This window comes from Pseudomonas sp. HN8-3 (genome assembly GCF_020790195.1).
Classification (GTDB): domain Bacteria; phylum Pseudomonadota; class Gammaproteobacteria; order Pseudomonadales; family Pseudomonadaceae; genus Aquipseudomonas; species Aquipseudomonas synxantha_A.
Window position 1 is genome coordinate 5,274,987 of the sequence record NZ_CP086206.1, and the last position, 12,781, is coordinate 5,287,767.

Consider the following 12,781-nt stretch of genomic DNA (forward strand, 5'->3'; position numbering starts at 1 on the left):
GGGCAGCGCAGACTATTTGTGGTAAGGGTGCCCGGACAGGACTGTCCAGGCGCGATACAGCTGTTCACCGATCAGAATCCTTACCAACGGGTGCGGCAATGTCAGCGCCGACAACGACCAGCGCTGATCGGCTCGCGCGCAGACTTCCGGCGCAAGCCCCTCGGGGCCACCGACCATGAAGTTGACCGTACGCGAATCCAGGCGCCAGCGATCCAGTTCCACCGCCAACTGCTCGGTGCTCCAGGGCTTGCCGTGCACTTCGAGAGTGACGATACGCTCGTTGGGGCCGACCTTGGCCAGCATGGCTTCGCCTTCCTGGCGAATAAAGCGCGCCACATCGGCGTTCTTGCCCCGGGTATTGAGCGGTATTTCCACCAGTTCAAGCGACAGCTCAGCGGGCAGACGCTTGGCATACTCGTGCCAGCCTTCTTCCACCCACTTGGGCATGCGTGAACCGACAGCGATCAGACGCAGGCGCACAGCCGTTCCTTATTCCTGGTCTTTGTTGAGCTTGTCGAAGTGCGCGTGGCCCACTTCCGGGCTGTGGTGCTTGCCATCGGCGGCACGGCTCTGCTCGGCGCCTTTCCACAGACGTTCCAGGTCGTAGAACTGGCGGGCGTTGGAGGTCATCATGTGAACGATCACATCGTCCATGTCCAGCAGTACCCAGTCGCTGTCGCCCTTGCCTTCCTCACCCAGAGGCTTCACGCCCTGGGCTTTGACGGCTTCGCGAACCTTGTCGAGCATCGCGCCGATCTGGCGGTTGGAGGTACCGGTGGCGATGATCATGAAGTCGGTGATGCTTTGCTTGTCGCGTACGTCCAGCACCTGGATGTCCTGGGCCTTAACGTCTTCCAGGGCGGCCACGGCCACTTTCACCAGCTCTTCGCCAGCCAATTCCGGGCCCACGTGGGCTTCAACCGGCAGCGGTGCGCTTTTGAAGGTGCCTTTGCGCTTAACTTTGCTTACGTCTTTGTTCGTCATATAAAACTCGTTTTGCTCGTATGTTCGGGCGCTTGCTGCACGGCTCGTGCGTTCAAGCGCGCCTTTTCAGTTCGACGCACGGTAAAGCCCGTGCGCATCGATGTAGGCCAGGACCGCGTCAGGCACCAGGAAACGTACCGACTTACCGCTGGCCAGCAGTTGACGGATCTGGGTGGCGGACACCGCAAGCGGGGTCTGCCAGACGAATGCAATATTCCCGTTCGGCCCGGTCAGGGCCAAGGGGTCACTTACCGACCGCGCGGCCAGCAGGTTGCGCAAGGCATCCGGCGGTTCGCTGTCGGCATCCGGGCGTTGCAAAACCAGGATGTGGCAATGCTGGAGGAGCTCCTCCCAGCGGTGCCAAGAGGGCAGGCCGCAAAATGCGTCCCAGCCCAAAAGCAGAAACAACTGGTCATCTGCGGCCATCTCGGCGCGCATCAGCTCCAGGGTGTCGACAGTGTAGGACGGTTTATCGCGCTTGAGCTCGCGGTCGTCCACCATCAACGGCTGTATGCCCTCTACGGCCACCTGCACCATTTCCAGACGCTGTTGCGCGGACACCTGCGGCGTATCGCGATGCGGCGGCCGAAAATTGGGCAGCAGCCGCACCTCGTCCAGCGCCAGGGCATCGGCGACTTCCAGGGCACTGCGCAAATGGCCGATGTGCACGGGGTCGAAAGTACCGCCGAGCAGCCCGATGCGTTTAGCCATCAAGTGCGCACATGACCGTCGCCGAACACTACGTACTTCTCGCTGGTCAGCCCTTCAAGGCCAACCGGGCCGCGTGCATGGAGCTTGTCGGTGGAGATACCGATCTCCGCCCCCAGGCCATACTCGAAGCCGTCGGCAAAACGTGTCGAGGCGTTGATCATCACCGAAGCGGAGTCCACTTCATTGAGGAAACGCCGGGCATCGCTGAAATGCTCGGAAACAATGGCGTCGGTGTGCTTGGAGCCGTATTTATTGATGTGTTCGATGGCCTGATCCAGGTCGTCGACGATGCGAATCGACAGGATCGGCGCCGTGTATTCGGTGTACCAGTCTTGTTCAGTCGCTTCGATCACATCGCTGCCGAGCAGTGCACGGGTACGCTCGCAGCCACGCAGTTCCACGCCCTTGTCACGGTAGATGGCAGCCAGCGGCGGCAGCACGCGCTCGGCAATGCCGGCGTGCACCAGCAGGGTCTCCATGGTGTTGCACGGCGCGTAGCGGTGGGTCTTGGCGTTGTCGGCAATGCGAATCGCCTTGTCGAGGTCGGCGGCGATGTCGATGAAGACGTGGCACACGCCGTCCAGATGCTTGATGACTGGCACCTTGGCATCCCGGCTGACGCGCTCGATCAGGCTCTTGCCGCCACGGGGCACAATCACGTCGACGAATTCCGGCATGGTGATCAACGCGCCCACAGCCGCGCGGTCGGTGGTTTCCACCACTTGCACCACTTCAGCTGGCAACTCGGCCACGGCCAGGCCTTGCTGGATGCAGGCGGCGATAGCACGGTTGGAATTGATCGCCTCGGAGCCGCCTCGCAGGATGGTAGCGTTGCCCGACTTCAGGCACAGGCTCGCGGCGTCGATGGTCACGTTCGGACGCGACTCGTAGATGATGCCGATCACACCCAGCGGCACGCGCATCTTGCCGACCTGGATACCGGACGGCAGGTAGCGCATGTCGCGGATTTCACCGATGGGGTCAGGCAGCTTGGCCACCTGACGCAGGCCTTCGATCATGTCGTCGATACGTGCCGGGGTCAGTGCCAGGCGATCCAGCAAGGCAGGTTCCAGGCCATTGGCGCGACCGTTGGCCAAGTCCAGTTCATTGGCAGCGGTCAACTCGGAGCGCGAAGCATCCAGAGCATCGGCAGCCGCCAGCAGCGCACGGTTCTTCTGCGCAGTGCTCGCACGGGCGATCAACCGCGAGGCCTGACGGGCAGCGCGACCCAGGCGGGTCATGTAGTCAAGAACGGACTCAGTCATGGTCAGGGAGTCTTGGCAAAGAGGAAAGCGGCAGATTATAGCTGTGACGCCGCTCGACTGACAGCGGTGAGGGGCGGATGGTCGAAATGAACTGTAAAAACCCGGGGTTCAGCGGTAATTAAGGTGAGAGTTGTTATTATTCCGTCACATTTAGCCGTAATAACCCTGAACGCCATGCCCGGACTTAACGCCCCACTCCCCGCAAGCGCCCTGCCCGACGGCTTCTTCGACCGCGATGCACAACTGCTCGCGCAAGAACTGTTGGGGAAAATCATTCGCCACCGTGTCGGTGATCTCTGGCTTTCGGCGCGAATTATTGAAACCGAAGCCTATTACGTGGCCGAAAAAGGCAGCCATGCGTCGCTGGGCTACACAGAAAAGCGTAAGGCTTTGTTTCTGGATGGCGGTCATATCTATATGTACTACGCCAGGGGCGGTGATTCCCTGAACTTCAGCGCCCACGGCCCGGGGAATGCCGTGCTGATCAAGTCGGCTTACCCGTGGGTCGATGAAATCTGCGGGCCGGCGAGCCTGGCGCAAATGCTGTTGAACAACCCCAACCCCGACGGCACCCCGCGCCCGGCGCAGAAGCTGTGCGCCGGGCAGACCCTGTTGTGCAAGGCACTGGGCCTGAAAGTGCCGATGTGGGACGCCAAGCGCTTCGATCAGGAACTGCTGTATGTCGAAGATGTGGGCCAGGTGCCCACACAGATTATCCAGACCACCCGGCTGGGCATTCCCAGCGGGCGCGATGAACACTTGATGTACCGCTTCGTCGATGCCGGCTATGCGCCGTACTGCACGCGGAACCCGCTGCGCCGCGGGCAGGTCGAAGGCCGCGATTATTTTTTGATCTAACGGGCGACACATCCCATGTGGGAGCTGGCTTGCCTGCGATAGCGGTGGGCCAGGCAACTTCCATGCTGACCATGCCGCAGCCATCGCAGGCAAGCCAGCTCCCACAGTGGAAATTCACCGTCTCATTATGGAGTGGATTGTATGGGCCAATGGCTCGATAGCATCACCGGCTGGCTGACCCTGAACCCGCAATGGCTGGCAGCCGCGGTGTTTATTGTCGCGTGCGTGGAGTGCCTGGCCATTGCCGGGCTGATCGTGCCGGGCACGGTATTGCTGTTTGCGATTGCCGCACTGGCCGGCAGCGGTGCGTTGTCACTGAGTGAAACCCTGCTGCTGGGCTTCCTCGGCGGTCTATTGGGCGACGGGGTTTCCTACTACCTGGGCCGACATTTCCATCAGAACATCCGGCGCTTGCCGGGCCTGCGACATCATCCGGAATGGATGAATGGCGCAGAAACCTACTTCCACAAGTACGGAATCGCCAGCTTGCTGGTCGGGCGCTTCATCGGGCCATTGCGCCCCATGCTGCCGATGGTCGCCGGTATGTGCGACATGCCGTTCCCGCGCTTTGCGATCGTCAGCCTGATCGCCGCCGCCGGTTGGTCAGTGGCGTATCTGCTGCCGGGCTGGGCAGCCGGTGCCGCGTTCCGCCTGCCCTTGCCGGAAGGTTTCTGGCCGGAAGCGGCGATTGTCGCGGCGTGCCTGGCGGCGCTGTTGGGATTAAGTTTGAACAGCAGCCTGCGCGCCCATCGTCGCGCAACGTTGTGGATCGGTTGTGCCAGCCTGACCCTGCTGATCGCGCTGTTTATCGGCTACCCGCATCTCAATGACTTCGATCAGGGCCTGAGCGCCCTGGTGCAGGAGCATCGCAGCCCGTGGCTGGATGAGGTGATGGTGCGGATCACGCAATTGGGCGAGTTCAAGAAAATGTTCGTCGCCAGCGCCGTGTTCACCGCCCTGTTGTTTGTGGCCCGGCAATGGCGCCACGCGCTGTTTGTGGGAGCGACCCTGGCAGGCGCGGCGGTGATCAACACCGGCACCAAGCTGTTCTTTGCCCGCGGCCGCCCGGAGATTCTGACCGACCCGTTGACCAGTTTCAGTATGCCCAGCGGCCATGCCTCCGGCGCTTTTGCGTTCTTCCTGGCGCTCGCGGTATTGGCCGGTCGCGGCCAACCCACGCGGTTGCGCCTGACCTGGATGCTGCTGGGCTGCATACCCGCCGCATTCATTGCTCTGTCGCGGGTGTACCTGGGCGCTCACTGGCCCAGCGACATCCTCGCAGGCACGCTACTGGCCATGACGGTGTGTGCGTTCAGCCTGACCGTGATCCAGTACCGCAGCCCGCTGCCGGCAATGACGCAAAAAGCCTGGTGGCTGGTATTGCCGGCGGTGGTGGCGGTGCTCGGCTTCATTGCATTCACCGGCACCTCCCATGCATTGCTCAGGTACGCCTACTGACCCTTGGCCGGGCCAATCCAGTCCACTGAAGCAGAGCGACGCTCCACGCAACGCTCGCGTCGCTCCAGCAGCATCTCGTCGGCAATGTCGGCGGCGCGCTCTGCGATGTACTCTGCGCCCCGGGTGGCGTCCTGCTGGAGCAATTGCGTGGTCACGCTGACAAAATACGTGTCCCAGGCCACTTGTTCCGATGGTGTCAGACGAATCATGGTCATCCCCGATCATTATGGTGTGATCGGAAAATATTGCAGGCGCCGCGCCTGAAATGACGTAGCAAAATCCGAAAGCAACCGCAGAAAATTCTGTATCTCAGGTGAACAACTCACCCTGCAATTCATCCAGCAACATCTGAATGGCATCCAGCCGCTGCTGCGGATCGTCAATTCGCAGCAAGTCGACCTTATCGGCGTCGGTAAACGGCAGCAGGTACGCCAGTTGGTTGCCGAGGGCCTGCTGGCTTTCGGCATGGGCGTTCATCTCCAGCGAAGCCACCATCGGGTGCTCCGCCAGGGCCTCCAGCAGCGCCAGCAAGTCGGCGTCCTCTTCTTCCAGAGGCCGATCCGGCATCTCCTCCAACCATTTAACCTCGGCCACCAGCAATTGATCTTTCTGCACCGTGACGTCTAGTACGCGGAAACGCCGGCCACCCTCGACACGAATCCCCAGCAGGCCATTGTCCTGCTGTTTGAAGTCGCGAATAAACGCTTCGCAGCCGATCAGCGCGTAGCCGTCCGGGGCTATGCCCACTTCCTGGTCATTGAAGATGCACACCACACCAAAGCTTTCGCCCTTTTTCATGCAGCGGCTGATCATGTCCAGGTAGCGCGCCTCAAATATCTGCAGGTCGAGGGTGCAGCCTGGGAACAGCACAGTGTTGAGTGGGAACAGCGCCAGACTCATAACGGTTTCCTTAAAACCCGGGTTAAACAATTACCGATACGGCCAACGGCAGAAACACCGCCGTCGCCACGCCCATCAGGCTCATGGCCAGCGCCGCAAAGGCGCCGCACTCTTCGCTTTCCTGCAGGGCCACCGAGGTGCCGACCGCATGGGCGGTCATGCCCAGCGCCATGCCCCGCGCTTCAGGGCTGTGCACGCCCAGGCGCGACAGATACGCCGGGCCGATCATCGCGCCGACCACCCCGGTGATCAGTACAAACACTGCCGCCAATGCCGCCACGCCACCAATCTGTTCGGCGACCAGCATGGCAATCGGCGACGTCACCGACTTGGGTGCCATGGTCATCAGCACCCTGTGTTCGGCACCGAACCACCACCCCAACAGCACACACAAGCCGGTAGCCAGCACCCCGCCTACCACCAGCGTAGTAAAAATCGGCCAGAACAATTGGCGAATCCGCCGCAGGTTGAGATAAAGCGGTACCGCCAATGCCACCGTTGCAGGCCCCAGCAGGATCCCCATGATCTCGGTGCTTTCGCGGTACTCGGCGTAACTCAGGCCACAGGCGAGCAACACACTGATCACCAGCAACATCGACACCAGCACCGGTTGCAGGAAGATCCAGCGGGTTTTCTCATACCCCGCCAGCACCAGCTGATAGGCGCCCAGGGTGATACCGATGCCGAACAACGGATGATGAATGACCGCCGTCCAGGCGCCCTGCCAGTCAAGCATCATTGGTCCTTCTCCTTGCGCCTGACCATCTGCTGCATCAGCACACCGACAAAGCCCATGGCGATCACCAGCGACAACACCAGCGCCCCGACGATAGCCCAGAAGTCCGCGACAATGTCCTTGGCGTAGACCATCACTCCCACGGCGGGCGGCACCAACAGCAACGGCAGATAACGCAACAGGCTGCCAGCCGCCAGGCTCAGCGGCTCGCCGACTTCACCGCGCCAGACCAGAAAGCCCAGCATCAGCAGCAGCCCGATGATCGGCCCCGGCAGTACCGGCAACAGCAAATGATTGATCGCCGTACCGATCAATTGAAACAGCACCAGCCAAGTCAGGCCACGTAACAGCATCCCGCTCTCTCCCCCCTCAAAGCCCATGCGCATTATAAGCACGCCCGCCCTATGCCCAGGCATTCGCCAAAAGCATGTTGGGTTGACCGGGCCATTTGCCCATGATGATCTACATTGGTTCTCTGTATCCCATATAAAACCCCTTATCAACGGGGGATAAAAATGATGAACCCAGGAGAGACGCAATGCCCTATGTACCCGTAGCGCAGCTCAAAGATTATGTCGGCAAGGAACTGGGACGTTCCGAATGGCTCACCATCGACCAGGCGCGCATCAACCTGTTCGCAGAGGCCACCGGCGATCATCAGTTCATCCACGTCGACCCGGTCAAGGCCGCACAAACCCCGTTCGGCAGCACCATCGCCCACGGTTTCCTGTCACTGTCACTGATGCCCAAGCTGATGGAAGACATCCTGATCATGCCCGAGGGCTTGAAAATGGCCGTCAACTACGGCCTGGACAGTGTGCGCTTCATCCAGCCGGTGAAGGTCGACTCCAAGGTGCGCCTGAACGTCACGCTCACCGACGTCACCGAGAAAAAACCCGGCCAATGGCTGTTCAAGGCCACCGCCACCCTGGAAATCGAAGGCCAGGAGAAACCTGCCTATATTGCCGAGTCGCTGTCACTCTGCTTCGTGTAAGGCCGACCCTGTGGCGAGGCAATAAACCTTGCCACAGTGTATGTAAATTTATGTATGAATCTCGCGGCTGCGGCATACTCGGCGCTCAATTATCCGGATCCCGCTATGCGCCCACTCGCTCCCCTTGCCCTTGCCCTGTTGCTGACCGCTTGCGGAGACGGCGAATCGCTGTTGCCGCCCGATGCGCGCCTGCCCGATGGCGGCCGCTACCGTGGCGATGTGGTCAACGGCCTGCTGCAAGGCCAGGGCCGCGTGGACTACCCCAACGGCAGTTGGTACGCCGGCCAGTTCGATAAAGGCCAGTGGCACGGCCAGGGCGAATGGCATGGCAGCAATGGCGAAGTCTATAAAGGCCAGTTCCAGCAGGGCCTGTTTGATGGCCAGGGCAGCTTGACTACCACGGGCAGCAGCTATGTCGGCAGCTTCAAGAACGGTCGACGCGATGGCGAAGGCACCCTCAAAGAAGGGCAGATGACCTATCGCGGCGAGTTCAAGGACGACCAGTACGCAGGCCTCGGTCGCCTGGAATTGGCCGATGGCAGCCAGTACCAGGGCCAATTTGCCCACGGCAAGCCCAATGGCGAAGGCCAGCGCAATGACGACAGCGGCAATCAGTTCAGCGGCCACTTTGTCGATGGCCAACTGGAAGGCAATGGCACCTTCAATAGCGCTGAGGGCGATATCTATATCGGCCAATTCAAGCAGAACCAACTCAACGGCAAAGGCCGCTATGAAAACGCCGACGGCGACGTATGGATCGGCCAGTTCAAGGAAGGCGCCCTCAGTGGCAAAGGCGAATTGATTGGCGCCGATGGCAGCCACTACGTCGGTCAGTTCAGTGACTGGCGCTTTACCGGTGAGGGGCGCTTGAACCTCACCGATGGCAGCTTCTATATCGGTGGCTTCGACAGCGACAACTATCAGGGGCGTGGCACCCTCGTGCTCACCGACGGCACCGTGCAGGCCGGCACCTGGGTCAATGGCCTGCGCGTGCGCGATGCCGATGGCAAGTTGCTGCCCGACCCACTGGAAACCGGCCTATTGGCCCAAGGCCGCTTGCTCGACGAGGCCCTGGCCGCCGTTCCGGCCTCGACACCTGCCGTCGAGCTTTATACGTTGGCGTTGGCAGGTGACGGCAAGCAAAGCGTGTTTCTGCGCGAAGCCGATTACGTCAGCAACCTGCTCACCACCCGCTTCGGCGCGCGCGGGCAGGTCCGCCTGGTCAACCACCGTGACCACATCGCCGACCGTCCGCTGGCCACCCGCGAAAGCCTGCGGCGTTCCGTGCAAACCCTGGCCGAACGTACCGGGCCCGAAGACCTGGTGTTCATCTACTTGACCAGCCACGGCACCCATGAACATGAGTTGGTGCTCGACCAGCCGCGCATGGAACTGGCCGACCTGCCCGCCGATGAACTGGCCGCCGTGCTGGCGCCGTTGAAAAACCGCGACAAGATCATCGTGATTTCCGCCTGCTACTCCGGCGGTTTCATTCCGGCCCTGAAAGATGAGCGCACGCTGATCATGACGGCATCCCGTGCGGATCGCGTGTCCTTTGGCTGTTCAGAAGAGGCGGACTTTACCTACTTTGGCGATGCCCTTTTCGCACAAGCCCTCAACCAAACGGACGATTTGCAACACGCGTTCAAACTGGCACAACTGCATGTGGCCGAACGCGAACAGGCGGACAACTTCGAAGCCTCGGAACCGCAGATATGGGCGCCCAAAGGCGTGATCGCCCATTGGCAACTATTACGCAAACAGCAGGCACGAAAGGCGCTCGAAAGCGTCTCAATGAATAGCAAGGAAGCCAAAGGCAACTAAGCTGTAACGTGTAACAAGGGGGAAACATCATGTACCTGACACCTCAGCATATCTTGCTGGCCGGGGCCTCTGGCCTCACCGGCGAACACCTGCTTGATCGCCTGCTCAACGAACCCACCGTGACCCGTGTACTGGCGCCGAGCCGCAAGCCGCTGGCTGAACACCCACGCCTGGAAAACCCGGTGGGCGACCCTGCAGTGTTCCTGCCGCAACTGAGCGGCCGGGTGGACATTGCCTTTTGCTGCCTGGGCACCACGATCAAGAAAGCCGGCTCGGAAACGGCGTTCCGTGCGGTCGATCTGGACATGGTGGTGGCCTTCGCCAAGCGCGCTCGGGAACTGGGTGCGCGGCATCTGATCGTGATCAGTGCGATCGGCGCCGACCCGAAATCCTCAGTGTTCTACAACCGAGTCAAGGGCGAAATGGAGCAGGCACTCAAAGCCCAGGACTGGCCGCAACTGACCATCGTGCGACCTTCCTTGCTGCTGGGGGAGCGGCTGGAACCGCGTCTGGCCGAACAGCTGGCCGGGCCGTTGTCGCGTTTGATTCCGGGCAAGTACCACGGCATCGAAGTCTGCGAACTGGCTCGCGCCATGTGGCGCCTGGCGCTGGAAGAACAGGATGGCGTACGGGTGGTGGAGTCGGATGAGCTGCGCAAGCTCGGCAAGTAAGAACGCCAATCCCAATGTGGGAGGGAGCAAGCCCCCTCCCACATTGGGTTCGTGTAGTTCTCAGAGTCCGCCAGTGGCGTTGAAGCCCACACCCAGCACGGTCAACAACGACAGTGGCAACAGCAGCGTATCGAGCAGCGCGCTGGCGGGCAGGTCGATATGAGGATAGGTGGGCGCCTCGGCACCAAAGCGGTCCTTGGCACAGCAGCCGCCATTGATCGCATACAAATCCAGGCGTGTACCGGCATACACCACTGGCGCGCCCGCTTGCGCGGCGTCCAGGGTGCGTGCCGTGGCGCAACCAGCGAGGTGCAACGCCAGTAATAGCAGCAGCACTTTATTCATCGCCGCCCAAATGGTGCTCGCCCCAGCGCGGCAGCATGTCCTGGGGAATGTTCAGCAGGTTGAGAATGCGCGCCACCACGAAGTCCACCAAGTCATCGATGGTCTGCGGCTGGTGATAGAAACCCGGCGACGCGGGCAAGATGGTCACGCCCATGTTCGACAACTTGAGCATGTGTTCCAGGTGAATACTCGAATACGGTGCTTCGCGCGGTACCAGGATCAATTGGCGACGCTCCTTCAAGGTCACGTCCGCCGCCCTTTCGATCAGGTTATTGCAGGCGCCCGTGGCAATCGCCGACAGGGTGCCGGTGGAGCATGGCACCACCACCATCGCCGCCGGCGCGCCGGAGCCCGAAGCTACGGGCGACATCCAGTCTTCCTTGCCATAGACCTTGATCTGCCCCGCTGCCGCACCGGTGTATTCGGTGAGGAACGCTTGCATCATCTGCACCTTGGCCGGCAATTGCACATCCGTCTCGGTCGCCAGCACCAATTGGGCGGCCTTGGAAATCAGGAAGTGCACTTCACGGTCTTCACGTACCAGGCAATCCAGCAGGCGCAGGCCGTAAGGCGCGCCGGATGCGCCGGTCATTGCCAGGGTGATACGTTCGGGGCCGCTCATTTCAACGCCTCGGCCAGCTTGCCGTGCAAGCCGCCAAAGCCGCCGTTGCTCATGACTACCACATGGGTGCCGGGCTTGGCCAAGTGCTTCACATGCTCAATGATGCCTTCCAGCGAATCACACACGGTCGAAGGCACGGTGCACAGCGCAGCGATCCCCGGCAGGTCCCAACCAAGGTTGGCAGGCGCGTACCAGACCACCTGGTCGGCGTCGTTGACGCTTTCCGGCAGGCCATCGCGGTGCGCACCCAGCTTCATGGAGTTGGAGCGCGGTTCAACGATCGCAATGATTTGGGCATCGCCAACGCGCTTGCGCAGGCCGTCGAGCGTAGTGGCGATAGCTGTTGGATGGTGGGCAAAGTCGTCGTAGATGGTAATCCCATTCACGTCGGCGACTTTTTCCATGCGCCGCTTGACGCTTTTGAATGCGCTCAAGGCCGCGATGCCCATGGCCGGCACCACACCGACATGCCGTGCAGCCGCCAGGGTTACCAGCGCGTTGGCAACATTGTGCTGGCCGGTCATATCCCACTCCACGACGCCTTGGGCTTGGCCTTCGAACAGCACTTCAAACCGGGAGCCGTCTTCGCTGAGCAACTTGACCTGCCATTGCCCGTCCACACCGGTGGTCTGCACCGGCGTCCAGCAGCCCATGTCGATCACGCGCTGCAACGCCGGTTCAGTGGTCGGGTGGATGACCAAGCCTTCACTCGGGATGGTACGCACCAAGTGATGAAACTGCCGCTCAATAGCCGCCAGATCGGGAAAGATGTCCGCGTGATCAAACTCCAGATTATTCAGGATCGCTGTGCGCGGACGGTAGTGGACGAACTTGGAGCGCTTGTCGAAAAACGCGCTGTCGTATTCATCGGCTTCGATCACGAAAAACGGCGTATCGCCCAGGCGCGCCGACACCGAGAAATTCTGCGGCACGCCGCCGATCAGGAAGCCCGGGCTCATGCCCGCATGTTCCAGCACCCAGGCGAGCATACTGCTGGTGGTGGTCTTGCCGTGAGTGCCGGCCACCGCCAATACCCAACGACCTTGCAACACATGATCAGCCAGCCATTGAGGGCCTGAGACGTAAGGCAAACCTTTATTGAGCACGTACTCGACCGCTGGGTTGCCGCGGGACATGGCGTTGCCAATCACTACCAGATCCGGCGCCGGGTCGAATTGCGAGGGGTCGTAACCTTGGGTCAGCTCGATACCTTGCGCCTGCAGCTGCGTGCTCATGGGCGGATAAACATTGGCATCGGAGCCCGTAACGTGATGGCCCAGCTCTTTGGCCAGAACCGCCATCGAACCCATGAACGTACCGCAGATACCCAGAATATGAATGTGCATAGTCGACCTCGTAAACATCGAGGCAGGTTAGCGTAGGGTGGGAAAGTTCGCACGCTTTAGCTGAGGG

16 protein-coding genes are annotated in these 12,781 nt (G+C 61.1%); 5 read left to right on the forward strand and 11 right to left on the reverse strand.

Annotated features, from left to right (window positions below):
* Positions 1–12 precede the first annotated feature (12 nt).
* From rlmH to LJX92_RS23460, 4 genes are all read right to left on the reverse strand, one after another.
* Positions 13–480, reverse strand: a complete 468-nt coding sequence (gene rlmH, locus LJX92_RS23445; RefSeq protein ID WP_003176297.1) for a 23S rRNA (pseudouridine(1915)-N(3))-methyltransferase RlmH — start codon at positions 478–480, stop codon at positions 13–15.
* A gap of 9 nt (positions 481–489) precedes the next feature.
* Positions 490–984, reverse strand: coding sequence for a ribosome silencing factor (gene rsfS / locus LJX92_RS23450; RefSeq protein WP_003176298.1), 495 nt, complete (start codon positions 982–984; stop codon positions 490–492).
* A gap of 66 nt (positions 985–1,050) precedes the next feature.
* Positions 1,051–1,695, reverse strand: coding sequence for a nicotinate-nucleotide adenylyltransferase (nadD, locus tag LJX92_RS23455; RefSeq protein WP_032879289.1), 645 nt, complete (start codon positions 1,693–1,695; stop codon positions 1,051–1,053).
* Positions 1,695–2,960, reverse strand: a complete 1,266-nt coding sequence (locus tag LJX92_RS23460) for a glutamate-5-semialdehyde dehydrogenase (RefSeq protein WP_005791769.1) — start codon at positions 2,958–2,960, stop codon at positions 1,695–1,697. The genes nadD and LJX92_RS23460 overlap by 1 nt, the downstream gene beginning before the upstream one ends.
* Before the next feature lie 174 nt (positions 2,961–3,134).
* On the opposite strand from LJX92_RS23460, the gene LJX92_RS23465 reads away from it, so the two are divergent.
* Positions 3,135–3,818 (forward strand): DNA-3-methyladenine glycosylase, encoded by a 684-nt coding sequence (locus LJX92_RS23465; RefSeq protein WP_228309017.1) that lies wholly within the window; start codon positions 3,135–3,137, stop codon positions 3,816–3,818.
* Positions 3,819–3,959: 141 nt separating this feature from the next.
* Positions 3,960–5,276 carry a bifunctional DedA family/phosphatase PAP2 family protein gene (locus LJX92_RS23470; protein WP_032879286.1) on the forward strand — a complete coding sequence of 439 codons (1,317 nt, stop codon included), beginning with the start codon at positions 3,960–3,962 and terminating at the stop codon, positions 5,274–5,276.
* Here the strand turns inward: LJX92_RS23470 and LJX92_RS23475 are convergent.
* From LJX92_RS23475 to LJX92_RS23490, 4 genes are all read right to left on the reverse strand, one after another.
* Positions 5,270–5,485 (reverse strand): hypothetical protein, encoded by a 216-nt coding sequence (locus LJX92_RS23475; RefSeq protein ID WP_032881203.1) that lies wholly within the window; start codon positions 5,483–5,485, stop codon positions 5,270–5,272. The two genes, LJX92_RS23470 and LJX92_RS23475, sit on opposite strands and share 7 nt — an antisense overlap.
* Positions 5,486–5,585: 100 nt before the next feature.
* Positions 5,586–6,176: an LON peptidase substrate-binding domain-containing protein gene (locus LJX92_RS23480; protein ID WP_032879285.1), complete on the reverse strand. Its 591-nt coding sequence runs from the start codon at positions 6,174–6,176 to the stop codon at positions 5,586–5,588.
* Between the two features lie 22 nt (positions 6,177–6,198).
* A complete protein-coding gene (locus LJX92_RS23485; protein WP_228309018.1) occupies positions 6,199–6,915 on the reverse strand; it encodes an LrgB family protein in 717 nt (238 codons plus the stop codon).
* Positions 6,912–7,265 carry a CidA/LrgA family protein gene (locus LJX92_RS23490; RefSeq protein WP_005791782.1) on the reverse strand — a complete coding sequence of 118 codons (354 nt, stop codon included), beginning with the start codon at positions 7,263–7,265 and terminating at the stop codon, positions 6,912–6,914. The genes LJX92_RS23485 and LJX92_RS23490 overlap by 4 nt, the downstream gene beginning before the upstream one ends.
* Before the next feature lie 185 nt (positions 7,266–7,450).
* Between LJX92_RS23490 and LJX92_RS23495 the strand changes: the two genes are divergently transcribed.
* The 3 genes from LJX92_RS23495 to LJX92_RS23505 all read left to right on the forward strand — a co-directional run bounded on the left by LJX92_RS23495 (position 7,451) and on the right by LJX92_RS23505 (position 10,401).
* Entirely contained in the window at positions 7,451–7,906 is a 456-nt protein-coding gene (locus tag LJX92_RS23495) for a MaoC family dehydratase (RefSeq protein WP_005791783.1), read from the forward strand.
* 105 nt (positions 7,907–8,011) lie between these two features.
* Entirely contained in the window at positions 8,012–9,730 is a 1,719-nt protein-coding gene (locus tag LJX92_RS23500) for a C13 family peptidase (protein WP_228309019.1), read from the forward strand.
* A 29-nt stretch (positions 9,731–9,759) separates the two neighbouring features.
* The gene (locus LJX92_RS23505; protein WP_032879283.1) at positions 9,760–10,401 is read left to right on the forward strand and encodes an oxidoreductase; all 642 of its coding nucleotides are present in this window, start codon (positions 9,760–9,762) and stop codon (positions 10,399–10,401) included.
* Between the two features lie 60 nt (positions 10,402–10,461).
* Here LJX92_RS23505 and LJX92_RS23510 read toward each other — a convergent pair whose 3' ends face one another.
* The 3 genes from LJX92_RS23510 to mpl are packed head-to-tail and all read right to left on the reverse strand — an operon-like array spanning position 10,462 to position 12,714.
* Complete coding sequence (locus tag LJX92_RS23510) at positions 10,462–10,746, reverse strand: YceK/YidQ family lipoprotein (protein WP_148853997.1); 285 nt, start codon at positions 10,744–10,746, stop codon at positions 10,462–10,464.
* The gene (gene ubiX, locus LJX92_RS23515; RefSeq protein WP_005791790.1) at positions 10,739–11,368 is read right to left on the reverse strand and encodes a flavin prenyltransferase UbiX; all 630 of its coding nucleotides are present in this window, start codon (positions 11,366–11,368) and stop codon (positions 10,739–10,741) included. Before ubiX ends, LJX92_RS23510 begins: the two co-directional genes overlap by 8 nt.
* On the reverse strand, positions 11,365–12,714 hold the full coding sequence (gene mpl / locus LJX92_RS23520; RefSeq protein WP_032879281.1) for a UDP-N-acetylmuramate:L-alanyl-gamma-D-glutamyl-meso-diaminopimelate ligase: 1,350 nt from the start codon (positions 12,712–12,714) through the stop codon (positions 11,365–11,367). Before mpl ends, ubiX begins: the two co-directional genes overlap by 4 nt.
* Between the last annotated feature and the right edge of the window lie 67 nt (positions 12,715–12,781).